We start from the raw sequence: 25984 nt of genomic DNA on the forward strand, positions 1-25984 counted from the left end.
GTGGCGTCTCGGCCTACATCGAGGCGGCCGTGCAACGCCAGATCGAACGTGACAACCTCCAGGAGCTCATCGACGACCACATCTCCCGCCACGGCGACTTCACACCGGAAGAGCTCGCCGCCGCGGAGGCCGAGCTGTTCGGTACCGCCTCGCGCGAGGGGCTGTCTCTTCTCGTACGGGACGACCGGACGATGGCCGCCCGGCTGGCGGCGGCCGCCAAGCTGCACGGTCACAAATACGCCATCGACGCGATCGTGTGCGCGACGGCACTCGCCCAGCCCGGCCTGGTGAGCATCCTGACCTCGGACGTCGAGGACATCCAGACTTTGGCTACGGGACACACGCGGATCGCTGCTATCAAAGTCTGAGCCGAGAGCGGCCTATGCCCGTGAGCATCCGGTTACGGATCGAGCGTGCTGACCATCTGTGCCGTCGAGTCCAGCCCGGAGCGGATCGTCGGGGCCACCGTGGTGCCTGCCAGGTAGAAGCCCAGCAGGCCGCAGACGATTACGTGGGAGACCTTCAGGCGGCCGCTGCGTACGAAGATCACGATGAATACGAAGAGCAGCAGGCCCACCGAGATCGAGACGGACGTTGCGCCGTGCGGGCCCTCATTCGCCCATGCCATCTGCTCCGCTGCCGTGCCCATAGGCGCATTCTTCTTCAGGGCCCGGCACCCCGCACCCCGCATCCCGCAGGTGGGGGATGGGCGGCCGGCGGCCGGGAGCGCAGGATCCGTTCCGTCAGTGGATCCGTTCTCTCAGGCAGGGAGTCCAGCCATGCGCGCCATCCTCGTTTCCCGTTACGGCGGGCCCGAAGTGCTCCGTTCCGTCGACGACCAGCCGGTGCCCGAGCCGGGGCCCGGCCAGGTGGTCGTCGACGTTGCCGCGGCCGGGGTGAATTTTGTCGACGTCGTCCATCGGCGCGGGGTCTTTCCCGTGCCCACCCCCTTCGTGCCGGGCGTCGAGGCCGCCGGCACGGTGGCAGCGGTCGGGCCGGAGGTGGATGCCGCCCGGCTGGGCGGGCTCGGCGTCGGGGATCGCGTCGCCTGGGCCATGGCCGGCGGCATGACTTCCGCGCACGGGGCGTATGCCGAGCAGGCCGTCGTCTCCGCCGACCGGCTGGTGAAGGTGCCGGACGGCATCGTGCTCGAGACGGCCGCGGCCGTGCTGATGCAGGGCATGACGGCGCACTACCTCACCCATGACACGTATCCGGTCGGTCCAGGTGACACGGTGCTCGTGCACGCGGCCGGCGGCGGGCTCGGTCAGCTGCTCACGCAGTACGCCGTGGCCCGCGGCGCTCGCGTGGTCGCGACCGCCTCCACCGCCGCCAAGCGCGAGGCCGCGCTGGCCGCGGGGGCGGAGGCGGCCGTGGCCTACGAGGAGTTCCCGGAGGCGGTGCGGAAACTGACCGAAGGGGAGGGGGTGGCGGTGGTGTACGACGGCGTGGGCGCGACCACCTTCGACGGCAGCCTGGCGACTCTCAGGCGCCGTGGGCTGCTGGTGCTGCTCGGCGCGGCCGGCGGCCCGGTGCAGGCGCTCGACACCGGGCGGCTGCTGGTGGCGGGCTCGGCGTATCTGACCCGGCCGGGCATCATCGACTACATCGCCGAGCGTGCCGCCCTGACCGGCCGGGCCGACGATGTCTGGCGGCGCGTCGTGTCCGGGGCGCTGCGCGTGCAGGTGAGCCGTTACGCCCTCGCCGAGGCGCGGCAGGCGCACGAGGATCTCGAGGCGCGGCGGACGAGCGGCAAGCTGGTGCTGCTGCCGTGATGCGGACCGGGACTCGGACCGGGACCCGGGCCAGACCCCCGTCCGGGCCGCGGGAATGGGCCGATCGGCCGGGCGCGTTGGCACCGGCATGGCCCATGCCCCCGACCGGCGTACCGGATGGCGGCGCGACCTGCTGCTGGAGCAGGCCGCCGCGGCCCCGGACGCGTCGGCGCTGTTCGGCGCCGCCTCGGCGCGGCTGCGCCGGCTGCTGCCGTACGACGCGGCGATCTGGCGGGCCACCGACCCGGTCACCGGGCTGATGACCGCGCCGATCCGGGTGGAGAACCTGGACGAGGGCGGCTGCGCCGTCTACTGGACCACCGAGGCGCGCGTCGACCAGGTCATCCCGTTCCGCGCGCTGGCCGGCGCCGCGTCCCCGGTCGCGGCGCTCGGCCGGGCTACCGGCGGGCGGCCTGAGCACGCCCCGCTCTACGAGGCGTATCTGCGGCCGCGCGGCCTCGGCGACGAATTGCGCGCGGTGCTCAGGACGGGCGGGCGGCAGTGGGGAGCGGTCAGCCTCTTCCGGCGGCAGGACCGCCCGGCGTTCAGCGCCGCGGACACCGAGTTCGTCGCCGGCCTGTCGGCCCCGCTGGCCTCCCGACTGCGGGCGTACGCGCGGCCCCCGGACGTTCCCGCCGAGCAACCGGCGGACGGCACCGGGCTCCTGCTGTTCACCCCCGCCGGCCAGCTGGTCTCGGCCAACGACTCCGCCTGGCACCACCTCGCCGACCTGCCGCAGGTCGCGGTCAGCGGCGCCGCCGCGCACCCGGACCCGGCCGCTCGCGGGCTCCCCGTGTGGGTACGGACCCTGGCCGCCGCCGGCGAGGGCCGGGTCCGGGTGCGCGACGGCCGCGGGCGCTGGCTGGTCTGCCACGCCTCCCGGCTGGACGGCGATACGGGCTTCACCGCCGTCGTGGTCGAACCGGCGCCGCCGTCCGAGGTGGCGCTGCTGATCGCCGAGGCGTACGGCCTGTCCGCGCGGGAGCTGGAGATCACCCGGCTGGTCAGCGCGGGCGTGCCGACCGCGGAGATGGCCGGGCGGCTGGGGATCTCCCGGCACACGGTCCGCGACCACATCAAGGCGGTCTTCGCGAAGACCGGCGTCGCCAGCCGCGGCGAACTCGTCGCCACCCTCTTCCACGAGCACCTGGAACCGGCGCTCGAAGCCAGGACCGAACGGGTCCGTACCGACTGATCAAGTCCCGTCCGGACGGCCTGGCATGCTGTGCCGCATGACTGGCGATGAGGATCTGAAGACGGACCTGCACGGATATCTGCAGCGGGCGCGGGCGGCGATGCTCTGGAAGCTGGAGGGGCTGTCCGAGTACGACGTGCGGCGGCCGCTGACGCCCACCGGGACCAATCTGCTCGGGCTGGTCAAGCACCTGGCGGGGTGCGAGATCGGGTACTTCGGGGACACCTTCGGGCGGCCTTACGAGCCGCTGCCGGCCTGGCTCGAGGATCTGGACAACGCCGAGGACAACGTGGACATGTGGGCCACCCCGGAGGAGTCCCGGGAGGACATCACCGGGCTGTACCGCGGTGCCTGCGGCGCACGCCGACCGCACCATCGAGGCAACGCCGGCCGACGGGCTCGGGCGGGTCCCGCACTGGCCCGCCGACCGGGCCGAGGTCACGCTGCACCGGATCCTGGTGCACATGCTCGCCGAGACCCAGCGGCACGCCGGGCACGCCGACATCGTCCGCGAACTCGTCGACGGGGCCGCCGGGATGCAGCGGGACAACGACAATCTGCCGCCCGGGGACCGGGAGCGGTGGCAGGCGTATCGCGAGCGGGTGGAGGAGGCGGCCCGTAAGGCAGGGGAGGCCGGGGAGGCCGGGGAGGCCTGATCCTCAGCCCAGCAGCCGCTGCTCCTTCGCCACCGCCACCGCGCCCGCGCGGGTATCGACGCCGAGCTTGTCGTAGATGCGGCCCAGGTGGGTCTTCACCGTCGCCTCGCTGATGAAGAGGGCGCGGGCGATGTCGCGGTTGCCGAGGCCCTGGGCGAGCTGGGCGAGGATGTCGCGTTCGCGGTCGGTGAGGGTGGGCTGGGGGCTGCGCATGCGGGCCATGACGCGGCCCGCGACCGGCGGGGAGAGGGCGGTGCGGCCCTCGGCGGCGGCGTGGATGGCGGCGAAGAGCTCGTCGGGGCGTTCGGCCTTGAGCAGATAGCCGGTCGCGCCCGCCTCGATGGCGCGGGTGATGTCGGCGTCCGTGTCGTACGTCGTGAGGACCAGGACGTGGGTGTCCGGGCGCTCGGCCGTGATCCGGCGGGTGGCCTCGACGCCGTCGATGCCGGCGCCCAGCTGCAGGTCCATCAGCACGACGTCGGCGTTCAGCTTCGCGGCGAGCGCGACCGCCTCCTCGCCGGTGCCGGCCTCGCCGACCACGTCGACGTCCGGGGCGCTGTCCAGCAGCGCGAGCAGCCCGGCGCGGACGACGGCGTGGTCGTCGCAGAGGATGAGGCGGATGGGCTTCGCGGGATCGTTCACTGCTGCTCCGGCGGTTGGTGGGTGGACATCGGGTACTCCGGCCGCGGCGCGGTCAGCGGGATCGACACCGACAGCACCGTGCCCTGCCCCGGCGCCGACTCTACGGTGACGGTGCCGCCGAGCTGGCGCGCCCGGGCCCGGATGGCGGGCAGGCCGTGGCCGCGCTGCGGGCCCGACGGCGTACCGGCGGATTCGGGAGCGAAGCCGCGGCCGTCGTCGGCGATGTCGACGACCACCTGGTCGTCGAGGTGGGTGAGGGTGACCGCGGCGTTACGGGCCCCGGCGTGCTCGCGGACGTTCGCGAGCGCCCCCTGGGTGATGCGCAGCAGCGTCGCCTGCGCCCCTGCGGGCAGCCCGGCGCCGCCGCCGTCGGCGTGCACCTCGGCGTGGAAACGCACCGCCGTCGGCCCCGCCGCCGACTCCCGCTCGGCGAGCGCCTGCAGCGCCTCGCGCAGGCCGCCGCCCGCCGCCTCGGCCTCGGCGAGGCCCGCGGGGGCGAGGTCGTGCACGAAGCGGCGGGCCTCGGAGAGGCCGCGTTCGGTGAAGGCGCCGGCGGTACGGACGTGGGCGCGGGCCTTGGCCGGGTCCGTATCCCACATCCGGTCGGCGGCCTGCAGCAGCATGCGCTGGCTGGACAGGGACTGGGCGAGGGTGTCGTGGATCTCCATCGACAGCCGCTGGCGTTCGGCGAGGGTGCCCTCGCGGCGTTCGGTGGCGGCGAGTTCGCGGCGGGTGCGGATGAGGTCGTGGATGAGGTTGCGCTGGCGTTCCGCCTGCCGCTCCATGTGCACGAAGACGGCGGTGGCGAGGGCGGCGACGGCGGGCGGGGCGAGCAGCAGGTTCGGGTCGAAGCTCTTGGCGAGCTGCAGCTGCGCGCCGACGACGAAGGCGGTCAGCAGCGCGACGAGGACGAGCGCGGCGCGCATCGGCAGCGTGCGCAGGCCGGTGTAGAAGAGCGGCACCGCGCACCACGCGAAGCTCGGCGCCAGCAGGACGAGGACGACCCAGACGCCGACGACGAGGGCGAGCCAGAGCAGCCGGCGGGGGGTGGCCTTCGCCGGTCCGTTGCCACCCGGCCCGGACGGCTGGTCGCCGAGTGCGGGCCCGAGGGCGTAAAGGAGCGCCAGGGCGGCGGACAGCGCGATGATCCACGGGGTGCGCAGCTCGCCGGGATGCCGGATCAGGAAGCGGGCGAGGGCGCCGCCGAGCAGCAGGAAAAACGCGACGTGGATGACGGCCGCCAGCCACCGCACGCGCTCCGCATCGAGGGCGAAGGCGTCGGCGGGGTCGGTGCTGGGCCGCGGGGTTACGGGGCCCGGGCGGCTCGTGCTCACGGGATCCACTGTGGCTGCTGCGGGTGGCTGACAAGGGCGTACACACCCATGCTCGGCCATCCCGGCGCCGCCGGGGTCAGCCGATCGGATGACCCGCCGGTCGGCCGTCCCGCTCGCCGCTTGCAGCCGGTACGTCGACCGGTCGGCGGAGGTTCCCGGACCAGGATTGATCTCAGCGGAACGGCGCGGACCGGCCGCGCAAGACCTCCCCGATCAGCTACGGAGTCAGCAATGCGGAAGATCAAGAACATGAGCAAGCGCGCCCGCATCACCACCGGTGGTGCCGTGCTCGCCGCCGTCGCGGTGGGCACCGTCGGCGCCGTCTCCGCCTCCGCAGGCGCCCCGGCCGACACCGCGAAGGCCCCGGTGCAGGCGGCCGCCGCCGACAGCAACCTGACCACGTCCACCCACCTGAGCACCGCCGCCGCCACCAAGGCCGCGAACGCCGCGCTGGCGGAGGCGAAGAAGGAGAACCAGCGCGTCTCCGTCGCCGTGGTCGACCGCAACGGCAACACCATCGTCACCCTGCGCGGCGACGGTGCGGGCCCGCAGTCCTACGAGTCGGCCGAGAAGAAGGCGTACACCGCCGTCTCCTGGAACGCCCCGACCTCCGAGCTCACCAAGCGCCTCGAGCAGGCCCCGACGCTGAAGGACATCCCGGGCACCCTGTTCCTCGCGGGCGGCGCGCCGGTCAAGGCCGACGAGGCCCCGATCGCGGGCATCGGCGTCGCGGGCGCCCCGTCCGGCGACATCGACGAGAAGATCGCTCAGGCGGGCGTGGCGGCGGTCGCGGAGTAAATCCGCGGAACACCCGCAAGTGACCTGACTGCAGCCGCGCGCGGGCCGCGCGCGGCTGCCGTCTCACGCCCGCGTGAGCTCGCAGTTCTCCACCGTCCACTCCCGCGCCTGCTCGCTCAGGGTGAGGCCGAGCCCGGCGCGGTCCGGCACGCGCATGCGCCCGTCCGCGATCTCCATCCGCTCCTCGAACAGCGGCTCCAGCCACTCGAAGTGCTCCACCCACGTCGCCAGCGGGTACGCCGCCGCCAGGTGCAGGTGGAGCTCCATCGCGAAGTGCGGGGCCAGTTGCAGCCGCCGGTGCTCGGCGAGCGCGGCCACCTTCAGGAACTGGGTGATCCCGCCGACCCGCGGCGCGTCCGGCTGGATGATGTCGCAGGCGCCGCCCTCGATCAGCGCGACGTGCTCCGCCGCGCCCGCGAGCATCTCGCCGGTCGCGACCGGGGTGTCGAGCGCCGCGGCCAGCGCCGCGTGCCCCTCGGTGTCGTACGCGTCGAGGGGCTCCTCGATCCAGGTGAGGTTGAACGACTCCATCGCCCGGCCGACGCGCAGCGCCGTGGTGCGGTCCCACTGCTGGTTGGCGTCGACCATCAGCGGCACGTCGTCGCCGAGGTGGCTGCGGACGGCTTCGAGGCGCTTCAGGTCCGCCGCGGTGTCCGGCTGTCCGACCTTGATCTTGATGCCGCCGATGCCGCGCTCCAGCGACGCGGTGGCGTTGGCGCAGACCTCGTCGATGGGGGTGTGCAGGAAGCCGCCGGAGGTGTTGTAGCAGCGGACCGCATCACGGTGCGCGCCGAGCAGCTTGGCGAGCGGCAGTCCCGCGCGGCGGGCCTTGAGGTCCCACAGGGCGACGTCGATGGCGGCGATCGCCTGGGTGGCGAGCCCGGTGCGGCCGACCGAGGCGCCGGCCCAGACCAGCTTCGTCCACAGCCGCCCGATGTCGCTGGGGTCCTCGCCGAGCAGCTCGCCGGCGACCTCCTTCGCGTGCGCGTACTGGCCGCGCCCGCCCGCGCGCTTGGAATAGCTGAAGCCGAGCCCCTCGTGGCCCGCTTCGGTGGATATCTCGGCGAACAGCATGGCCACTTCGGTCATCGGCCGCTGCCGGCCGGTGAGCACCTTGGCGTCGCTGATGGGGTTGGCGAGCGGAAGCGTGACTGAGGAGAGGCGGATACGGCGGATGCGGTCGGGCACTGGGGCTCCACAGGTTACATACATGAACGCTGGTTGAGTATCTGAATACCCAGGCAATCACGGCCTTATAGCCCGGGGCAAGAGGTCAGCTCGCCGCCGCCCCCAGCACCAGCACCTGGATGGCCAGCACCGCCGCCCCCCGGGCCCAGTCGTGGAAGTCGGAGACCTTGGTCTCCAGATTCACGGGATCGGCGCGCGGATGCCGGTGCGCCCGCAGCGCCCGCTCGATCGCCGGGCCCGCCACGTCCACCAGGCCGACGCCCTCGCCGGCCAGCAGGATCTTCTGCGGCATCGCGAAGTTGGCGATGTGCGCCACCAGGGTGCCCAGCGCCCGCCCCGCCTCGTCGATCACCCGCGCCGCCGGCTGGTCCCCGGCCGCGGCGCGCGCCAGGATTTCTTCGTATGTCGTCTCGCGCCCCGTGGCCGCCTGTACCTGGTAGCGGATCCCGGGGATGGACAGCAGTGCGATCGCGCTGCCGCGCTCGCCGTCCGGGGTCAGCGGGCCGTTGGGGTCCAGGATCCACCACTTGCCGGCGCCCAGGCCGTGGTCGGCGCCGCGCACCATGCGGCCGCCGTAGACCAGCCCGTAACCGATGCCCGCCCCGATGGTCAGCACCGCGAAGCGCTCGAGGCCGCGGCCGGCGCCGAACCAGGACTCGGCCTCGACCAGCGCCGCCACGTCGTTCTCCACGACGACGGGCAGCCCGATGCGCTCCTCGACCATCGCCGCGAAGTGCACCTCCTTCCAGCCGAGGAAGGCCGACTCCACCACCACCGAGCGCTCCTCCGCCCGGCCGCCCACGCCGATGCCGATCCCCGCCAGCCGCGGGAAGCGGGCGGCGAACTCCGCCGTCATCTCCCGTAGCAGATCGGCCACTTCGCCGGGATCGTGGGTGGTCAGCGGGCGCTCCTGGCTGGCCACGATCTCGCTGCGGAGCGTGGTCACCACCCCGTAGACCGTGTCTCCGGTGATCTTGAAGCCGGCGAAGCTGCGGGAGTCGGCGACGATGTCCAGGGGCTGCGACGGGCGCCCCTGGCGCACGCCGGCGAGCGGCGCGCCCCCGGTGGCCGTCTCCTCCGCCGCCTCCACCAGCAGCCCCGACTCGATCAGCGGCTTGGTCAGCCGGGTCAGGCTGCCGGCCGACAGGCCCAGCCGGCGGGCGAGTTCGGCGCGCGGCAGCGGGCCGTGCTTGAGGATCTCGATCGCCACCGAGCGCTCACCCGCGCTCAGCGGCAGCCAGCTGGCGGGACGCGGAGTCATGGCAGTCATGGATACCAGGCCCTCCCCAACTTTCTTTTGATGCAGAATCAATGCTCAGGCTATACGTCTGGCCACCGGGTCAACAGAGGTCTGTTGCGCGGGTATTGACGGCCAGATACTTCTGCATCAAAAGTAAGTGACATCCCGAGCGCGTCCCCCCGACGAGGGAGTCACGAGATGGCCGTCGCCGCAAGCGCCGCCAGCAGCCCGCCGACCCGCCCGCGCGGTGACGGACCGCTCGCCGCGCTCTTCATCGCCCCGGCCCTGCTCGGCTTCCTGGTCTTCCTGCTCTGGCCCACGCTGCGCGGCATCTGGCTCAGCTTCACCCGCTTCAACCTGCTGACCCCGGCCGAGCCGGTCGGCCTCGACAACTACGAGCGGATGCTCAACGACCCCATCTTCTGGGAGTCGATGAAGGCCACCGTGAGCTATGTGGTCATCAACATCGGCGTGCAGACGGTCGCCGCCCTCGGCATCGCCGTGCTGCTGCAGCGGCTGACCCGGTCCGCGCTGCTGCGCTCCGTCGTGCTGACGCCGTACCTCGTCTCCAACGTCGTGGCCGGCATCGTCTTCCTCTGGATCCTGGACACCCAAATGGGGATCGGCAACGAGATCGTGGTCGCCCTCGGAGTCGACCGCATCCCCTTCCTCACCGACGAGACGTGGGCGATCCCGGTCATCGCGCTGATCAACGTCTGGCGGCACGTCGGCTACACCGCGCTGCTGCTCTTCGCCGGGCTGCAGGCGATCCCGAACATCATGTACGAGGCGGCCAGGGTCGACGGGGCCGGCGAGTGGCGGATGTTCTGGCGGGTGACGCTGCCGCTGCTGCGGCCCGTACTGGCGGTCGTGCTGATCATGACGATGATCGGGTCCTTCCAGGTCTTCGACACCGTCGCGGTCACGACCATGGGCGGCCCGGCGAACGCCACCAACGTCCTGCAGTTCTACATCTACGGAACGGCCTTCGGACGCTTCCAGTTCGGCTACGCGTCGGCGATGTCCGTCGCGCTGCTCGTGGTGCTCAGCGCGATCACCGTCCTCCAGTACCGGCTCACCCGGGCCGGCCACTCCGACCTCGGCTGACGGGCAAGGAGCCGCTCCCATGACCAGGACCACCTCACCGGGCCGGATCGCCGCCTGGGCCGCGATGGGCGCCATCGTGATCGTCACCCTGCTGCCGTTCTACTGGATCCTGCGCACCGCGCTCTCCGGCAACACCGCCCTCGTCGAGAACCCGTCCTCGCCGCTGCCCACCGGGTTCACCCTCGGCGGCTTCGAGCGGGCGCTGGGGATGCAGAGCACCGAGGAGGCCATCGCGCAGGGCGGCGCCGGCGCCTCCCTGGACTTCTGGCGCTATCTGCTCAACTCCACCATCACCTCCACCCTGATCACCGTCTGCCAGATCCTCTTCTCCGCCATGGCCGCGTACGCGTTCGCCCGGCTGCGGTGGCGCGGCCGGGACACGGTGTTCGGGCTGTTCCTGGCCGGGCTGATGGTGCCGACGATCTTCACGCTGCTGCCGAACTTCGTGCTCATCAAGGAGCTCGGCCTCATCGACTCGCTGCTCGGCATCTCGCTGCCGACGATGTTCATGACCCCGTTCGCGGTCTTCTTCCTGCGCCAGTTCTTCCTGAACCTGCCGCGGGAGGTCGAGGAGGCCGCCCTCCTCGACGGCGCCGGGAAGGTACGGATCTTCTTCCGGGTGCTGCTGCCGATGGCCGCCACCCCGGTCCTCACCCTCTCCGTGCTGACGTACATCACCGCCTGGAACGACTACTTCTGGCCGCTGATGGTGTCGTACAGCGACAGCTCCCGGGTGCTCACCGTCGCGCTCGCGGTCTTCCGCGCGCAGACCCCGCAGGCCGGCACCGACTGGTCCGGGCTGATGGCGGCCACCCTCATCGCCGCGCTGCCGATGCTCGTGCTCTTCCTCGTCTGCGCGCGGCGCATCGTCAACTCCATCGCCTTCACCGGAATCAAGTAGGGAGGGGCCGCCATGAAACGACCCGGTATCCGCAGCCGCCTGTGCGGCCTGCTCGCGCTGACCCTCACGGCCCTCGCCGGCTGCGGTACGGGCGGCGATTCGGCCGCGAGCGCGCGCACCGTCACGTACTGGCTCTGGGACGCCAATCAGATGCCCGCCTACGCGGCCTGCGCCAAGGACTTCGAGAAGGCGAATCCGGGCCTCGACGTGCAGATCTCCCAGATGGGCTGGGACGACTACTGGACCAAGCTCACCGCGAGCTTCATCGCCGGCACCCAGCCCGACGTCTTCACCAACCATGTGCAGAAGTTCCCGCAGTTCGCCGACCTGGAGGTGCTCGCCCCGCTCGACGAGCTCGCCGCCACCAAGGGGATACGGGACGACGCCTACCAGCCAGGCCTCGCCGGCATCTGGAAGGGCCCGGACGGGCACCGCTACGGGGCGCCCAAGGACTGGGACACCGTCGCCCTGTTCTTCAACCAGAAGATGGTGCGCGAGGCCGGACTCACCGCGAAGGATCTCGACGGCCTCAGCTGGAATCCGAAGGACGGCGGCAGCTTCGAGAAGGCGATCGCCCGCCTCACCGTGGACGCCAAGGGCCGCCGCGGCGACGAGAAGGGCTTCGACAAGAACAACGTCAAGGTCTACGGCCTCGCCACGAACGGCGCGGGCGACGCCGACGGCCAGACCACCTGGTCCCCGTTCACCGGCTCCGCCGGCTGGCACTACACCGGCAACAAGCCCTGGGGCAGCCGCTATCACTACGACTCCGGCACCTTCCAGTCCGTCATCGAGTGGTATTTCGGCCTGGCGGAGAAGGGCTATCTGCCCCCGTTCACCGTGTATTCGGAATCCAACGGCCCCGAGACCCAGCTCGGCTCCGGAAAGGCGGCGACCGCCCTGCACGGCTCCTGGATGGCGCAGACCATCTACGGCTTCAAGGACGTGCAGGTCGGCACCGTACGCACCCCGGAAGGCCCCACCGGCAAGCGCGCCACCATGATGAACGGCCTCGCCGACTCCATCACCAAGAACGCCCGCAACAAGGCGGGCGCCGCGAAGTGGGTCGCCTATCTCGCCTCCGCCGAGTGCCAGCGCACCGTCGGCCGCTACGGCATCGTCTTCCCGGCCACGCCGAGCGGCACCGAGGCGGCGGTGGCCGCGTACGAGAAGGACGGCATCGACACCTCGGCCTTCACCCGGCCGGTCGCCGACAAGACCACCTTCTCCTTCCCCATCACCAGCTATGCCGCCGACGTCTACGCGCTGATGCGGCCCGCCATGCAGGACATCTACACCAACGGGGCGCCCGTCAGCGGCCTCGACGAGACCAACAGCCAGATCAACTTCCTGCTCTCGCAGTAGCTCAAGACCCGCCAAGTGAAAGGCACCTGTAGTGACGTTCTCCATCGGCATCGTGGGCGCCGGCCAGTTCGCCGGCCAGTTCGCCAAGCTGTTCCGCGCCCACCCCGGCGTCCGCGCCGTCCACGCCACCGACCTGCTGCCCGAGCGCGCCGACCAGCTGGTCGCCGCCGAGCGGCTCGCCGGGTCCTTCCCGTCGTACGAGGCCATGCTGGCCGCCGCGGACATCGACGCGGTCGGGATCTTCACCCAGCGCTGGACCCACGGCCCGCTGGTGGTGCAGGCGCTGCGGGCCGGCAAGCACGTGTATTCGGCGGTGCCCATGGCGATCACCCAGGAGGAGATCGCGGAGATCATCGACGTGGTACGGGAGACCGGGCTCACCTACATGATGGGCGAGACCAGCCACTACAACCCGGCCACCGTCCACGCCCGCAACCAGATCGCCGAGGGCGCCTTCGGCCGGCTCTTCTACGCCGAGGGCGACTACGTCCACGACATGGACCTCGGCTTCTACGACGCGTACCGCTACAGCGGCGGGGACAACTGGAAGGCCACCGCCAGCTATCCGCCGCTGCTCTACCCCACCCACTCGGTGGGCGGCGTGCTCGGCGCCTGGCAGACGCACGCGGTCAGCGTCTCCGCGATCGGAGTGCCCGACGACCGCGGGGACGGGGTCTTCGACGCCGAGGTCAGCCAGTTCGGCAACGACCACTCCAACGCCACCGCGCTGTTCGAGGTCGCGGGCGGCGGCTCGTTCCGTACGAATGAATTCCGCCGGGTCGGCTATCCCTCGCACATCCGTGAGTCGCGGTTCCGGTTCTTCGGGACCGAGGCCTCGATGGAGCAGCTCGCCACGGTGAGCTTCTGGCAGGACAAGAAGGGGGCCACGGACATCAGCGAGCTGCTGCAGCCGAAGCCGACGCTCTCCCCGGACGACCCGTCCCTCGAGCACATCTCCCCCGCGCTGCGCGACGCCTTCACCTCCGGCTCGGCGCCGGTGCACGACCGCTCGCAGCTGCCCGCCGAGTTCCAGCACCTGCCGAACGGCCACGAAGGCAGCCACCACTTCCTGGTGGACGACTTCGTGACGGCGGTCAACGCGGGTACGCAGCCCTCGGTGAACGCCTGGGTGGCGGCGCGCTACACGCTGCCGGGGATCGTCGCGCACGAGTCCGCCAAGCGGGGCGGCGAGCGGCTGGCGATTCCGGACTTCGGGGAGCCGGGCTGACGGCGGGCGGGTCAGCGCAGGCCGTGGCGGCGTGCCGTGAGGCGCAGCACGGTCTCCCGGGGGACCAGCCGACGGAGCGCGAAGACCACCGGGGCGTTGCTGCCGACCGCGTACAGCGGCTTCGGACGGCGGGCCTCGATGGCGCGCAGCACGGTCGCCGCCACCTGCTCCGCGGTGATGCCGCTCGCCTCGTTCGCGTTGAGGGCGGCGAGCATCGTGTCGTATTCATCCCGGAAAGGTGAATCGTCCGCTACGTACTGAGTGCGCCGCTCGCTGATGCCCGTCGCGATCGAGCCCGGCTCGACGGTCGTGATCCCGACGCCGTATCCGGACACCTCGCGGCGGGCGGCGAGCGCGAAGCCCTTGATCGCGGCTTTTGAGGCGGTATAGGAGGACCGGTACGCGAGCGGGAAGCTCGCCAGCATCGAGCCGACCATGACCACCCGGCCGTAGCGGCGCTCGCGCATGCCCGGCAGCAGCAGCTGGGTGAGGTGGACGGCGCCGAAGACATTGGTCTGGAAGAGCCGCCGCACCGCGTCGGGCGGCAGCTCCTCCAGGGGGCCGCTCTGACTCTCGCCCGCGTTGTTGACCAGGATGTCCACCGCTCCGGCGGCCGCGGCGCAGGCCTCGATGCTCGCGTCGTCGGTGAGGTCGAGCGGGAGATACGTCACGCCCGGCACCGGCTCGGCGATCTTCTCGGGGTCGCGGCTGGTGCCGTACACCGTGTCGCCCTGCCGTACGAGCGCGGCGGCGACCGCGGCGCCGATGCCGGAAGAGGCGCCGGTGACGAGCGCGGTCCTGGGCATGTGGTTACCTCCTGGTAGGTGGCCGCAGCCTAACCGCGGGGCGGGCAGAAGCCGAGGGGTCCGGCGATCAGTCCGGCTCGTAGCCGAATGTCCAGTTTGAGAAATTCGGGACCTAAGTCGTGACAAGGGTCACGCCGTTGAGGTCTCGGGGTGGCCCGCTCCGGTCATTTTCCCGGCGCCGTGCGGGAGTTGAGTGCGAACGACGTACGGGCCGAAGGTCATTCCCGTAGGGATTTACCCCGACCGAATTGTTTCTTTGAATTCGAGGCTTGTTTCCGCCGGGGGTGTCTGCCTAGTGTCGGCGACCAGCCGGACGGACCGCCTAATCCTGCCGCCGTCCGGTACCCGACCACAGACGCTTTCGGCAGGAGCGGGGGAACCAGGTAAGTCGCCGGTCCGGATTCGTTTCCGGAACGGCTTGGGGTGAAGCCGCCGAACATGGCGGCCGGGCAGCTCCAGCCCGAACCCGACAGCTCACCTCGCAGGCGCCGGAGAGGAATTCGTCATGCCTGCAAAGGGTAAGCACCGCCGTCCCAAGAAGAGTCCGATCAGCCGCGGCATGGCCGTCGCGGGCACCAGCGGGGCCGCCCTGGCCCTGCCGCTGGTCGGCGCCACCGTCGCGAGCGCCGCTGGTCAGTCCGCCCCCGCCGCCACCTCCGCGCACACCGCGGCGCACGTCGCCGAGGCCGCCAAGACCGCCGCGCCGCAGGCCGGCACCGCCACCACCTATTCCGTGGTCAAGGGCGACTCCCTTTCCACCATCGCCCACGAGCACGATGTGGACGGCGGCTGGAAGGCGCTCTACCAGGACAACAAGAAGGCCGTCGGCGACAACCCGCGGGTTATCCGCCCGGGCCAGAAGCTGTCCGTGGACGGCGACCAGAAGCCCGCCAAGTCCGAGGCCAAGAAGGCGTCCACGGAGGAGAAGTCCGCCAAGCCCACCGAGGCAAAGCAGGCGAGCTACCCGGACAACCTCGACGGCTGGATCAACGAGGCCCTCTCCATCATGAAGGAGAAGGGAATCCCGGGCAGCTACGACGGAATTCACCGCAACATCATGCGTGAGTCCGGCGGCGACCCGAACGCCCAGAACGGCTGGGACATCAACGCCCAGAACGGCACCCCGTCCAAGGGTCTGCTCCAGGTGATCCAGCCGACCTTCGACTCGTACCACGTCGAAGGCACCTCGACGAGCCTCACCGACCCGGTGGCGAACATCGTGGCCGCGTGCAACTACGCGGCCGACCGGTACGGCTCGATCGACAACGTGAACGGCCCGTACTGAGCCCGTACTGAGGGATAGAGAGCCGTAAGGAGGGGGCGGTCGCTGCTCGGGGGCGACCGCCCCCTCCTTGCTGTCTGCGCGGCGCTATTTGCGCAGCCAGAAGCTCGTCCGCTCCAGCCACAGCGCCAGCAGCTCCGTATCCCCGTGCGTCTCCAGCTCCGGGATCGCGCGGCGCCCATAGAGCAGCAGCTGCAGGTCGGCGAGCGGGGCGCGGACCGCCACCGCCGCCTTCTTGTGCGCCCGTTGCCAGTACGGCAGTTCGCCGGTGAGGTCGACATGCCACTCGGCGGGCTCCGGGCCGCCGTCGGCGGCGTCCGTGGCGTGCAGATGTAGGGTGCGGCCCGGGCCGAGGAGCGGCGGCGCGTCCTGCGGGGCCGCCTCCAGAACGCGGGGGAGGGCGGCGAAGCCCATCCACTCGTCCACGGCGTCCTGCGCCATCGGCGGGTTGGCGGTGAACGGGGTCCCGGTGGAGAGCACGGCGTCCGCGGCGTGCACGGTCGTCTCGTGGGTCATGCGGCGGGCCCAGAAATGTGCGGTGCCGCCGGGGGCCACGGTCCATAGCGGGGCGTCGGGGCCGGCCTCCCGCAGCGCGTCGGTGAGCAGGCCCGCGCCCTCGGCGACCCAGCGGCCCAGGGCGGCCGGGTCGGCCGCGTCGCCGGGAGCGGAGACGTCGTACGTGGCGTCGTGGGGTACGGGTCCGGTGGCCCGGGTCCGTACCACCTCCGCCGCCCAGCGATGGGTGCCGCCCACGTGCCGGGCGAGCTCGACGAGGGTCCAGCCGGGGCAGGACGGGACGTCGGTGGCGGCGGGATCACCGGCCTTGAGCGCGGCACGCAATTCGTCGGAGCGGGAGCGGATTTCGGTGCAGTACGCCTCATAGCTCACGTCAGTCACCGGACCACCGTAACCCGGTCGCTAGCGTGCGCAGCGGAACCCGATGTTGCCCCCTGAGCTGTCCGGCTCATTGCTGCTGCGGGCCGCGACCCGGTAGCGGTTGCAGTACGAGCGGTGGCACATGTACGAGCCGCCCCGCATCACCCGGGACGTCCCGGACGGCGGCCCGTCGGGGTTCTTCCGCCGCGCGTCGGGGCGCGTGTGCCAGTCGGCGCTGAACCAGTCCGCGCACCACTCCCACACGTTCCCCGAGACGTTGTACAGCCCGAAGCCGTTCGGCTCGTACGCGTCCACCGGCGCCGTGCCGAGGTAGCCGTCCTCGCCGGTGTTCTTGGACGGGAAGCTGCCCTGCCAGATGTTGCAGCGGTGCTCGCCGTCCGGCGTCAGCTCGTCGCCCCACGGGTAGCGGGCGCCGGCCAGGCCGCCGCGGGCCGCGTACTCCCACTCGGCCTCGGTCGGCAGCCGCAGCCCGGCCCAGTGCGCGTACGCCTCCGCGTCGGACCAGGACACGTGCACCACGGGATGGTCCGCGCGGTCGTCGAGCGACGACCCGGGCCCCTCGGGATGCCGCCAGTCGGCGCCCGGGACGCCGCACCACCACGGGGTCTGCTCGGGGCGGCGGGAGCTGCGGCGCAGCTCGGCGGGGAGGAAGCGGGCGAAGACGTAGCTCCAGCCGAAGCGCTCGGCCTCGGTGACGTAGCCGGTGCGGTCGGCGAAGTCGGCGAAGCGGGCGTTGGTGACGGCGTACGTGTCGATCTCGAACGGCGCGAGGTGCACCTCGCGCACCGGCCCCTCGCCGTCGGCGGGGAAGCCCTCGGCGTCCTCCGTGCCCATGAGGAAGCTGCCGCCGCGGAGGGAGGTGAGGGCGGCGGTGTGCTGAGACGGGCCCAGGGGCTCGGGCGGCGCCTGGACCACCCGCGCGGCGCCGGGTGCCGCGAGGGTCACCGGTTCAGGGCCTGCGCCCGTACGTCCAGGGGTGCAGCATGCGCGACCGTGCTCACTCATGGCTCGACGCTATGTCGTGCCGTGATGGACGTCCAGGCCGGTTTTGCGCGGTATGGCAGGACTTAGGCGCTTCCGCCCAACACCCGCTCCGCCACGTCGAACCCCGGCTCCCGCACCACGTACCGCGTGATCCCCCACCGGTTCCGGTCGCGCTCGATCTTCGCCCGGATCTCCGCCTCCGTCCCGATCCAGGCGTACGGCGACGCCAGCAGCACCTCCGCCGTGCAGTCCAGCCGCTCGGCGATCCCCGCCGCCGCGGCCGCGGCGTCGTCCGTCAGCTCCACGAAGTGCACCAGCGCCTCCAGCCCGGGCGGCGCCTCGCGGTCGGCCGCCGCCGCGCCCGCGGCGACCAGCTCCAGCTGCCGGTCCACGTCGGTCTCCGCGATGCGGGTGCGGTGCTTGTGGCCGTCCGGGAGGGTGCGGCCGAGGCCGCTGAGCGCGACCACGTCGGCGTGCTCGCCGGCCCAGCGCAGCAGCGTCGAGTTGCCGCCGCCGAAGACGAACGGCACCTGCTCCTGCACCGGCCGCGGCCCGTCGAGCCGCGCCCCGCGGGCGTGCACCTCGGGCCCTTCGAGGGTGATCTCGCCGCCGGCCAGCAGCGTCCGGGTGGCCTCCGCCACCGCGAGGAACCGCCGTACCCGGCCCGCCACATCAGGCCGGCTCGAGCCGAGCATCTCCCACTCCGCAGGGGTGTGCCCGGCGCCGAGCGCCAGCCGGGCCCGGCCGCCGGAGACGAGGTCGAGGGTGGCGACGTCGCCCGCCAGCAGCAGCGGTTCGCGGATCCCGGCGTGCGATACGTACGCGCCGAGCCCGAGCCGCGAGGTGACCGCCGCGGCGGCGGCCAGCGCCACGTACGGCGACGCGACCGCGCCCGGATGATCGGCGGCGAGCAGCGCGTCGAAGCCCGCGTCCTCGGCGCGGCGGGCGAGCGCGGACCAGGAGGCGGCGTCCTTGGGCTGGGCCTGGAGGGAGATGGTCGGTGCCATGCTTCGGAGACTAGCCAGCGGAAGGTGGCAGGTCACCCTGCTTGTGCCGATGGCAGACCGAACGTGGCACGCGGGTCTGCTGATGCTCCGCCGGGGGCCCTCCGGTGGTACGCATCACAGCCCACGGCCCGGCGGCGGTGGGATCATCTGCGGGTGACAGCCCAGCCAGACCGAGCCGAATCCACCGCTCTCACCCCTGCCCCCTTCGACGTGGTCGCCGAGGCCGACGGCGCGCACGGCGCCCGCATCCGGCTGCGCGGGCCGGCGGCCGACGACCGGACCGCCCCGATGGTCCTGGTCTCGCCCGCGATGGGCACCCCGGCCCGCTTTTACGCCCCGCTCGCCGCCGAGTTGTCGCGCAGCGGCCTCGTGCCGCTGCTCTTCGACCAGCGCGGCCAGGGCGAACGCGCCGACGGCGCGGGCCGCTTCGGCTACGCCGAGCTGCTCGCCGACCTCGACGCGGCGGTGACCGCGGCCCGTACCGCCTTCCCGGACGCCCCGCTCGCCGTCCTCGGACACAGCCTGGGCGGCCAACTCGCCCTGCTCCAGGCCGCGCAGGGCGCGCACCGCGGGACGGCGGCGCCGGACGCGGTGGCGGTCGTCGCGGCGGGTTCGGTCTGGTACCGCAGTTTCGGCGCCGTCCGCGGCCTCGGTGTGCTGGCCGGGAGCCAGAGCGCGGCGGCGCTGGCGACGGTGCTGGGCCGGTGGCCGGGCGACCTGTTCGGCTTCGGCGGGCGGCAGCCCGCGCGGGTGATGCGGGACTGGGCGCGGCAGTCGCGCACGGGCAGGTACCGGCTGCCCGAGGCGGCGGCCGGCTCTGCCGCGGTGGACTACGACGCGCTGATGGCGCGTCTCGACCTGCCGGTCCTGGCGGTGGGGGTGGCCGGCGACCGCCTCGCCCCGCCCGGGGCCGTACGCCATCTGTGCGGCAAGGTCCCGAAGGCGGACCTGGAGAAGTGGAGTTACACCGCGTCGAAGGCGGGCGGCAGCCGGCTGGACCACTTCCGCTGGGTCCGGCACGGCGAGGGCCTCGCGGCGTATGTGGCGGACTGGCTCGGCCGCACGGGGCGGCCGGTGGGGGAGAGCGCCTGAGCGGGACTTGTATGCGTTACGGGCCGCGCCCTCACTCGCTCTCGACCGCGGCTTCCATGTCCGCGACCGGCCGGAACGCCTGCATCAGCCCTGCCGCCCGCAGGATCCGCAGCGTCAGCGGGTGATCGCAGATCAGCCGCACCCGCCCGCCGCGCTCCTCGGCGCGGGTGCGGGCCCGGCACAGCAGCCGCAGCCCCGAGCAGTCGAGAAAGGTGACCTGCCGCAGGTCGATGACGATCTGCGGGCCGTGCCCGCCGGTCGCGAAGTCGATGTGCGGCTGCAGCCGGGGCAGCGCGGCGAGATCTATCTCGCCGCGCAACTCCAGCACGGTGAACTCGCGGAGCGCATACGTCCGCAATAACTCCGTGGATTCCGGTGCCGGTCTGCTGGTGCCGCTCTGCCGGCCGGGGGCGCCTGCGTGCATGACCTCTCGCGCCCCCCTCGCGGCGTGAAGAATGGTCCGATGGCCGCCATGGTCCGGGGCGGCGCCGCGATCACCGTAGTCCGCAATCCCCAACCCTTGACAAGACAGAAGTGGACACCATCCCCCCAGTCTCACCCGATGGTGTGAACGTCCGCTTGATTGCTTGACATTGATCGGCTGTGGTGCGGTTGGTGACCTGGTGTCGGAAGTCTAGTGGAGTGACGTATCCCGCGCGGCCAGCCGCCAGGATGCGAAGTCCACGGTGAGCCCGGCGCGGGTGGGGGCGCAGCAGTACGGCCCGGCCTGCGCGTCGGCGCCGGGATCCAGCGGAGCCAGCCGCACCAGCCGCCACGCCTCGCCCTCGGCCTTGGCGCGGATGACGACACCGTCCTCGAACTGCGAGGCCCGCACGGTGACTTCACGCCCGGCCCATTCCGGTACGGGCGCACTCGACCAGTCCGAGCCGCCGTCGGTCACCACCGCCCCGACCCCGAGCACGCCGTCGGCGAACTCGAGCCCGGCTTTGACCCACCGCTCGCCGTCGATGCGAATGAAGAGGCCCGCCTGGTCGAACTCCTCGTCGAAGCCCGCCTTGACGGTGACCTCGACCGCATCCTGATCGCGATCCCAGGGGGCCAGCAGGGCGTGCTCGTTGTCGTGGACGAAGCCGTAACCGGTGCGCAGCCACGCGTCGCTGCCCTCGACCGCCGTCACCAGCAGCCGCCCGTCCGCTTCGCGGGCCGCGGCCGGGGGAGTGGTCCAGGTCCCGGACTTCCAGGGCACGTTGGTCGTCATGGGGGTGCAGCCTAGCCCGGCAGGATTCGCCGGACAGGCCCTAGTCCCCGGCGTGCCGGGCCAGGCCGCTGACCAGCAGGTCGAGGCCGAATTCGAAGCGTTCGTCGCCGACGTCGCGGGTGAGTTCGGAGGCCAGGGCGCGGGTGTTGGGGAAGTCCGGTTCCGGGAGGGAGGCGAAGTAGTCGCGGACCTTGCCCGTGTATTCCGTGCGGAGTTTTGAGCGTTCCGGCTCCGCTACGTGTCCCATCCGCTGGTCGCGCGCGGCGTCTTCGACGACCGTCGCCACCACGTACAGCGCCAGGGTGTCCACCGCGTACGCGATCGCCTGCGGGGGCAGGCCGCCGGCCCGTAGCACGGCGAGCATCGTCTCGGTGTTGATCAGGGAGTTGGCGCCGAGGGGGACCTGGTCCGCGGCGCGGGCGAGGTCGCGGTGGGCGGCGAGCTGCGCGCGGGCCGCGCGGAGGACTTCCTTGATCTGGTCCTGCCAGCGGTCCGGGTCCGGCTCCGGGCGGGGGATGCCCTCCTGGGCGCGGTCGAGGAGGAGCTGCAGGAGCTCCTCTTTGTTGCGCACGTGGGCGTAGAGCGACGCCGGGCCGGTGTCCAGGGCCTGCGCCACGCGCCGCATGGACAGGGCGTCGATGCCCTCCGCGTCCACGATCCGCATCGCGGCGTCCAGGATCGCCGACTGATTGAGCGTGCGGCGGGGCGGCCCGGACTTCTTGTTCGGCTGGCGCCAGGGGGGCGGGGGGACCGTCGTCATGCGAACACCGTACTTGACTGGAACGCTGTTCGTGAGTAGAACAGTGTTCGCGACAACACGAACGCTGTTCCACTTCCTCTCGACAGGAGCTCGACCCTCATGACCGCCACCGACGCCGCCCCCGGCGCACCTCCCGCGCCCACAGCCGCCCGACCTGCGGATTCCCGCGCTCACCGGCTGCGCTGGTACGGCCTCGCCGTGATCCTCGCCGTCGAGATCATGGACCTCCTCGACGCGATGATCGTCGGCATCGCCGCCCCGTCCATCCGCGCCGACCTCGGCGGAGGCGCCACCCAGATCCAGTGGACGACCGCCGCCTACACCCTCGCCTTCGCGATCCTGATGATCACCGGCGCCCGGCTCGGTGACCTCGTCGGCCGCCGCCGGATGTTCCTCGTCGGGACGCTGGGGTTCACCCTCTGCTCCGCGCTGTGCGCCGCCGCGATGAATCCCGAGATGCTCATCGCCGCCCGCGTCGCGCAGGGCGCCTTTGCCGCGCTCGTCGTGCCGCAGGGCTTCGGGCTGATCAAGGAGATGTTCCCGCCCAAGGAGATGGGCGGCGCCTTCGCCGTCTTCGGCCCGGTCATGGGCCTGTCCGCGGTCGGTGGCCCGGTGCTCGGCGGCTGGCTGACCGGTGCCGACATCTTCGGCCTCGGCTGGCGCTCGATCTTCCTGATCAACGTCCCGCTCGGCCTCTTCGCCCTGTTCGCCGCAGGCCGCACCCTCCCGCAGGGCCGTACGAGCACCACCACCCGCCTCGACCTGCGCGGCTCCGCGCTCGTCGGCCTCGGCGTGCTGCTGCTGATCTTCCCGCTGGTGCAGGGCCACGAGCTGGGCTGGCCCGCCTGGACCTACGCGTCGATGGCCGCCGCCGTCCCCGTCCTGGCCGGCTTCGCCTGGTACCAGCGCCGGCTCCGCGCCCGCGGCGGCGACCCGCTCGTGGAGCCCAGTCTGTTCCGTAACCGCGCCTTCGTCTCGGCGCTCGGCGTCGGCACGCTGATCTTCGCGGGGATGGCGGGGCTGATGCTGATCTTCACGCTGTACCTCCAGATGGGCCTCGGCTTCTCGCCCATGCACGCGGGCACGACGGTGATCCCCTGGGCGCTGGGCATGTCGGTCGCGGCGGCCGCGTCCGGGATCAAGCTGGGGGAGAAGTACGGGCGTTACGGCCTCCAGGTCGGGCTCGTGATCGCGGCCGTCGGCATCGGTTGGCTGGCGCTGACCGTGCACGGGGCGGGGGCGTCGGTGTCGTCCTGGCAGCTGGCCCCGGTGCTGCTGGTCACCGGCCTCGGGCTCGGCCTGGGGATGGGCCCGTTCTTCGACATCGCGCTTGCGGGCGTGACGGACGAGGAGACCGGCTCGGCGTCCGGCGTCATGAACGCCAATCAGCAGCTCGGCGCCTCCGTCGGCGTCGCCGTCCTGGGTACGGTCTTCTTCTCGGCGGCGTCGGGCGATGACTTCACGGGCGCGGCCCAGTGGACGATGGGGATCGCGGCGACGGCGCTGGTGCTGGCGTCGGCGACGGCCTTCCTACTGCCGCGCAAGGCGCGTGCGGAGGGCGGGCATTGAGGGCGGGCATTGAGCACGGGCCGGTACCCGCCGTACGGCCGCCCGTTCACCGGCCAGGCCTACCCCACTTCGACGACCAGCCCGCTCTCCGCGACGGCCACGTCGCCCCCGTATGACACCCGCGCCGCCGCGATCGCGGCGGCGCGGTCCGTGCCGGGCATCAGGTGCGTCAGCAGCAGCCGGGCCGCACCGGCCCGCTCCGCGTCCGCGCCGGCCTGCCGCGCGGTGGACAGGTGCTCGGCCATGTCGGCCGGCACCTTGTCCGGGTACGACGCCTCCGCCACGAACACATCCGCGCCCCGCGCCAGCGCCGCGATAGCCGAGGACGGGCCGGTGTCGCCCGTATACGCCAGCACGCGCCCGCCTGCCGCCACCCGCAGCCCGGCGTTCACGCGCATGTGCGGCAGCAGCTTCGTCGTCACCTGGAAGGGGCCGGCAGCGAAGGCCGCCCCCGGCTCGAACTCCCGCAGCTCATAGGCATCGTCGAGCATCCCCGGCCGGTCCAGCGCGAGCACCGCGTCGAGGGACCCGGGCGGCGCGTGAAGGGGCAACGGCGCGGGCGGCGGCCCGTCGGTCATCGACCGGGCGCGCAGCAGCGGATTGAGATCCGCGCAGTGGTCCGGATGCCCGTGGGTGATCACCACGGCATCCACGTCCTCCGCCCGTACGTACCGCAGCAGCCGCGGCATGACGGCATACCCGAGATCGAGCACCAGCCGAAAGCCATCATGCTCCACCAGAAACCCGCTGCACGCGTCATCCACCGCCGGCCACGCCCCGCAGCCGCCGAGCACGGTCAGCCTCATGCCGCCCCGTCCTCGCCGCCCACGACCGCATACGCCCGGACCGTGAACGTCCCCATCCCCTCCACCCGCGGCGGCGCCGCGTGGAAGCGGAACCCCTCGGGCGGCAGCTGCTCGAGGCCGCGCATGTGCTCGACGATCGGGATGCCGGCGGCGAGCAGCACGGTGTGCGCGGGCCTCGTCCCGCCCTGCGGGGTGTGGTCGATGTTGAGCGAGTCGATGCCGACCAGGGCCGCGCCCTGTTCGGCGAGCCACTCCGCCGCGTCCTCGGTGAGGTACGGGTGCTCGCTGCTGCCGTATGTCTCCGTGCCCCAGTGCCGGCACCAGTCGGTGTGGATCAGTACAGCGCGGCCGCGCACGTCGTACGGGAGCAGGGCGGCACGGTCGATGGCGCGGCCCGCGGCGCCGGTCACCCGCACCACGACGCCGTCGAGGTCGGCGAGCGAGGACAGCGGGAAGCCGGAGAGGTCGGTGCCGTCCTCGTAGCGGTGGAAGGGGGTGTCCACGTAGGTGCCGGTGTTGGAGCAGATCGTGATCAGCCCGATCTGGAAGGTGGTCCCGGACGCGTACATGGCCTTGGAGGCCTCGCGGGACAGGTGATCGCTGATCGTGGGGCCGGGCAGTCCGGGATACGTGATCATGCCCTCGCGTACGACATGGCTCAGCTCCACCAGCCGCCGTGGCCCGGGGGCCGCGACGGCGACGCCGCGGCCGCCCTTGTGGGGCTCGCGGAGCATGCGCTTGTTGCTGATGGAGACGTCGCCGACCATCAGCAGGCCGAGGTGCCGTACGAGCAGCTCGGCGAGCCGGCCGTCCTCGATCCGGTCGCCCGGCACGTCCAGCCGGAAGCCCTGCACCTGCAGCCCGCCGCCGTTGGCGAAGGTCACATCGGCGTCGAACTCGACCCGCCACTGCCCGCCATCACTCATAGGTCCCCTCCTACGCAGCCGTCCCCCGGCAGAATGATCGCATGACCTCCCGCACGGCCATCCGTCCCATGAACCCCCGTGATCCCGCCGAGTCGCACCGGGCCGCCACCCCGCTCGAGCTGCTCTTCGACCTGGTCTTCGTGGTCGCCGTCGCGCAGGCCGCCGCCCGGCTGCACCATGCCGTGGCCGAGGACCATGTGGGCTCCGGCGTCGCCGGATACCTGATGGTCTTCTTCGCCATCTGGTGGGCGTGGATGAACTTCACCTGGTTCGCCTCCGCCTACGACACCGACGACGTGCCGTACCGGATCGCGGTCTTCGTCCAGATGACGGGTGCGCTCGTCGTGGCCGCCGGGGTGCATCGCGCGGTCGACGAGAAGGACTTCGGGATGGTCACCCTCGGGTACGTGATCATGCGGCTGGCCGCCGTCCCGCAGTGGCTGCGCGCCGCCCGCTCCGATCCCGAGCACCGCCGGAACTGCCTGCGGTACGCCGCGGGCATCATCGTCGTACAGATCGGGTGGGTGCTGCGGCTACTGCTCCCCGACGGCGCCCCGGCCATCACCGGCTTCCTCGTCCTCGCCCTCGCCGAGCTCGCCGTCCCCGCCTTCGCCGAGCGCGGCGGCGCCACCACCTGGCATCCGCACCACATCGCCGAGCGGTATGGGCTGTTCACCATCATCGTGCTGGGTGAGTCGATCCTCTCCGCCACCGTCGCCGTGCAGGGCGCGATGGACGCCGACGACGGGGTCGGCATCGGCCACCTGGCGACCACCGCCATCGGCGGCCTGCTGATCGTCTTCACACTGTGGTGGCTGTACTTCTCCAAGCCGGCCGCTGAGCTGCTCACCTCGATCCCGAGGTCGCTGCGGTGGGGCTACGGCCATTACCTCGTCTTCGCCTCGGCGGCGGCGGTGGGGGCGGGGTTGGCTGTGTCGGTGGACCAGGCCGCGCATAAGACACACATCGGTGACCTTGCTGCGGGCTTTGCCGTGACGGTGCCGGTGGCGGTCTTCCTCGTCACGCTGTGGCTGCTGCATCTCCAGCCCCATCATGCGGGGCGGGTGCATGCGTGGGTGGGGCCGGTCGCGGCGGTGTTGGTGCTGGGGGCGAGCTTTACGGGGGAGCCGGTGTTGGTTACGGGGTTGGTGTTGGTGGCGGCGATTGTGGTGGGGGAGTACACGCGAAGGGATGGGAGGGGCGTGGG

At 72.1% G+C, this 25984-nt stretch carries 26 protein-coding genes, 1 pseudogene and 1 riboswitch; of the genes and pseudogenes, 13 read left to right on the forward strand and 14 right to left on the reverse strand.

The features are described from left to right. Positions 1–29 precede the first annotated feature (29 nt). On the forward strand, positions 30–368 hold the full coding sequence (locus G5C51_RS44030; protein WP_338118118.1) for a hypothetical protein: 339 nt from the start codon (positions 30–32) through the stop codon (positions 366–368). Positions 369–400: 32 nt separating this feature from the next. Here G5C51_RS44030 and G5C51_RS13035 read toward each other — a convergent pair whose 3' ends face one another. Further along, the gene (locus G5C51_RS13035) at positions 401–628 is read right to left on the reverse strand and encodes a hypothetical protein (protein ID WP_165236708.1); all 228 of its coding nucleotides are present in this window, start codon (positions 626–628) and stop codon (positions 401–403) included. Positions 629–779: 151 nt separating this feature from the next. Here G5C51_RS13035 and G5C51_RS13040 point away from each other — a divergent pair, with 151 nt between their 5' ends. From G5C51_RS13040 to G5C51_RS13050, 3 genes and pseudogenes are all read left to right on the forward strand, one after another. After that, a complete protein-coding gene (locus tag G5C51_RS13040; RefSeq protein WP_165236666.1) occupies positions 780–1775 on the forward strand; it encodes a quinone oxidoreductase family protein in 996 nt (331 codons plus the stop codon). An 88-nt stretch (positions 1776–1863) separates the two neighbouring features. Then, positions 1864–2970 (forward strand): helix-turn-helix domain-containing protein, encoded by a 1107-nt coding sequence (locus G5C51_RS13045; RefSeq protein ID WP_165236668.1) that lies wholly within the window; start codon positions 1864–1866, stop codon positions 2968–2970. 37 nt (positions 2971–3007) lie between these two features. Further along, positions 3008–3626: pseudogene (locus tag G5C51_RS13050) on the forward strand (DinB family protein). Positions 3627–3629: 3 nt separating this feature from the next. Here G5C51_RS13050 and G5C51_RS13055 read toward each other — a convergent pair. Both G5C51_RS13055 and G5C51_RS13060 read right to left on the reverse strand, forming a co-directional pair. Continuing rightward, positions 3630–4268 carry a response regulator gene (locus G5C51_RS13055; RefSeq protein ID WP_165236670.1) on the reverse strand — a complete coding sequence of 213 codons (639 nt, stop codon included), beginning with the start codon at positions 4266–4268 and terminating at the stop codon, positions 3630–3632. Then, positions 4265–5602 carry a sensor histidine kinase gene (locus G5C51_RS13060; protein WP_420824802.1) on the reverse strand — a complete coding sequence of 446 codons (1338 nt, stop codon included), beginning with the start codon at positions 5600–5602 and terminating at the stop codon, positions 4265–4267. The genes G5C51_RS13055 and G5C51_RS13060 overlap by 4 nt, the downstream gene beginning before the upstream one ends. Before the next feature lie 240 nt (positions 5603–5842). Between G5C51_RS13060 and G5C51_RS13065 the strand changes: the two genes are divergently transcribed. Beyond that, complete coding sequence (locus tag G5C51_RS13065; protein ID WP_165236710.1) at positions 5843–6400, forward strand: heme-binding protein; 558 nt, start codon at positions 5843–5845, stop codon at positions 6398–6400. Between the two features lie 63 nt (positions 6401–6463). Here the strand turns inward: G5C51_RS13065 and G5C51_RS13070 are convergent, their stop codons facing one another. Then, positions 6464–7612 carry an L-talarate/galactarate dehydratase gene (locus G5C51_RS13070; RefSeq protein WP_165236674.1) on the reverse strand — a complete coding sequence of 383 codons (1149 nt, stop codon included), beginning with the start codon at positions 7610–7612 and terminating at the stop codon, positions 6464–6466. A 61-nt stretch (positions 7613–7673) separates the two neighbouring features. Further along, positions 7674–8849, reverse strand: coding sequence for an ROK family transcriptional regulator (locus tag G5C51_RS13075; RefSeq protein WP_165236712.1), 1176 nt, complete (start codon positions 8847–8849; stop codon positions 7674–7676). A 177-nt stretch (positions 8850–9026) separates the two neighbouring features. Between G5C51_RS13075 and G5C51_RS13080 the strand changes: the two genes are divergently transcribed. Genes G5C51_RS13080 through G5C51_RS13095 form a run of 4 tightly spaced genes read left to right on the forward strand, consistent with a single transcriptional unit; the run spans position 9027 to position 13429 of the window. Beyond that, positions 9027–9935 carry a carbohydrate ABC transporter permease gene (locus tag G5C51_RS13080; protein ID WP_165236676.1) on the forward strand — a complete coding sequence of 303 codons (909 nt, stop codon included), beginning with the start codon at positions 9027–9029 and terminating at the stop codon, positions 9933–9935. A 19-nt stretch (positions 9936–9954) separates the two neighbouring features. Further along, on the forward strand, positions 9955–10836 hold the full coding sequence (locus G5C51_RS13085; protein ID WP_165236678.1) for a carbohydrate ABC transporter permease: 882 nt from the start codon (positions 9955–9957) through the stop codon (positions 10834–10836). A gap of 12 nt (positions 10837–10848) precedes the next feature. Beyond that, complete coding sequence (locus G5C51_RS13090; RefSeq protein WP_165236680.1) at positions 10849–12201, forward strand: ABC transporter substrate-binding protein; 1353 nt, start codon at positions 10849–10851, stop codon at positions 12199–12201. A gap of 31 nt (positions 12202–12232) precedes the next feature. Further along, entirely contained in the window at positions 12233–13429 is a 1197-nt protein-coding gene (locus tag G5C51_RS13095; RefSeq protein ID WP_165236682.1) for a Gfo/Idh/MocA family oxidoreductase, read from the forward strand. Between the two features lie 11 nt (positions 13430–13440). Here G5C51_RS13095 and G5C51_RS13100 read toward each other — a convergent pair whose 3' ends face one another. Then, positions 13441–14235, reverse strand: coding sequence for an SDR family oxidoreductase (locus G5C51_RS13100; protein WP_165236684.1), 795 nt, complete (start codon positions 14233–14235; stop codon positions 13441–13443). Positions 14236–14581: 346 nt separating this feature from the next. Further along, a riboswitch (cyclic di-AMP (ydaO/yuaA leader) is annotated at positions 14582–14738 on the forward strand. 2 nt (positions 14739–14740) lie between these two features. Between G5C51_RS13100 and G5C51_RS13105 the strand changes: the two genes are divergently transcribed. Further along, positions 14741–15520, forward strand: coding sequence for a transglycosylase SLT domain-containing protein (locus tag G5C51_RS13105; protein WP_165236686.1), 780 nt, complete (start codon positions 14741–14743; stop codon positions 15518–15520). An 84-nt stretch (positions 15521–15604) separates the two neighbouring features. Here the strand turns inward: G5C51_RS13105 and G5C51_RS13110 are convergent, their stop codons facing one another. From G5C51_RS13110 to G5C51_RS13120, 3 genes are all read right to left on the reverse strand, one after another. Continuing rightward, positions 15605–16414 (reverse strand): maleylpyruvate isomerase family mycothiol-dependent enzyme, encoded by an 810-nt coding sequence (locus G5C51_RS13110; RefSeq protein ID WP_165236688.1) that lies wholly within the window; start codon positions 16412–16414, stop codon positions 15605–15607. Between the two features lie 21 nt (positions 16415–16435). Continuing rightward, entirely contained in the window at positions 16436–17419 is a 984-nt protein-coding gene (locus tag G5C51_RS13115) for a formylglycine-generating enzyme family protein (RefSeq protein ID WP_165236690.1), read from the reverse strand. 62 nt (positions 17420–17481) lie between these two features. Continuing rightward, positions 17482–18405, reverse strand: coding sequence for an LLM class flavin-dependent oxidoreductase (locus G5C51_RS13120; RefSeq protein WP_165236692.1), 924 nt, complete (start codon positions 18403–18405; stop codon positions 17482–17484). A 153-nt stretch (positions 18406–18558) separates the two neighbouring features. On the opposite strand from G5C51_RS13120, the gene G5C51_RS13125 reads away from it, so the two are divergent. Next, entirely contained in the window at positions 18559–19497 is a 939-nt protein-coding gene (locus G5C51_RS13125) for an alpha/beta hydrolase family protein (RefSeq protein ID WP_338118120.1), read from the forward strand. A gap of 31 nt (positions 19498–19528) precedes the next feature. Here the strand turns inward: G5C51_RS13125 and G5C51_RS13130 are convergent, their stop codons facing one another. From G5C51_RS13130 to G5C51_RS13140, 3 genes are all read right to left on the reverse strand, one after another. Further along, a complete protein-coding gene (locus G5C51_RS13130; RefSeq protein ID WP_165236694.1) occupies positions 19529–19921 on the reverse strand; it encodes an STAS domain-containing protein in 393 nt (130 codons plus the stop codon). A 210-nt stretch (positions 19922–20131) separates the two neighbouring features. After that, positions 20132–20716, reverse strand: coding sequence for a DUF1349 domain-containing protein (locus G5C51_RS13135; RefSeq protein ID WP_165236696.1), 585 nt, complete (start codon positions 20714–20716; stop codon positions 20132–20134). Between the two features lie 40 nt (positions 20717–20756). Next, a complete protein-coding gene (locus tag G5C51_RS13140) occupies positions 20757–21476 on the reverse strand; it encodes a TetR/AcrR family transcriptional regulator (protein WP_165236698.1) in 720 nt (239 codons plus the stop codon). A gap of 99 nt (positions 21477–21575) precedes the next feature. Here G5C51_RS13140 and G5C51_RS13145 point away from each other — a divergent pair, with 99 nt between their 5' ends. After that, the gene (locus G5C51_RS13145) at positions 21576–23045 is read left to right on the forward strand and encodes a DHA2 family efflux MFS transporter permease subunit (protein ID WP_165236700.1); all 1470 of its coding nucleotides are present in this window, start codon (positions 21576–21578) and stop codon (positions 23043–23045) included. Positions 23046–23104: 59 nt separating this feature from the next. Here G5C51_RS13145 and G5C51_RS13150 read toward each other — a convergent pair whose 3' ends face one another. Then, positions 23105–23851: an MBL fold metallo-hydrolase gene (locus G5C51_RS13150; protein WP_165236702.1), complete on the reverse strand. Its 747-nt coding sequence runs from the start codon at positions 23849–23851 to the stop codon at positions 23105–23107. Continuing rightward, positions 23848–24777 (reverse strand): cyclase family protein, encoded by a 930-nt coding sequence (locus G5C51_RS13155; protein WP_165236704.1) that lies wholly within the window; start codon positions 24775–24777, stop codon positions 23848–23850. Before G5C51_RS13155 ends, G5C51_RS13150 begins: the two co-directional genes overlap by 4 nt. A gap of 41 nt (positions 24778–24818) precedes the next feature. On the opposite strand from G5C51_RS13155, the gene G5C51_RS13160 reads away from it, so the two are divergent. Continuing rightward, positions 24819–25984 (forward strand): low temperature requirement protein A (locus G5C51_RS13160; RefSeq protein ID WP_206313770.1); only part of this gene is annotated, 1166 nt, incomplete at its 3' end.

The organism is Streptomyces coryli (assembly GCF_011044975.1).
In the GTDB taxonomy this organism is placed as follows: domain Bacteria; phylum Actinomycetota; class Actinomycetes; order Streptomycetales; family Streptomycetaceae; genus Streptomyces; species Streptomyces coryli.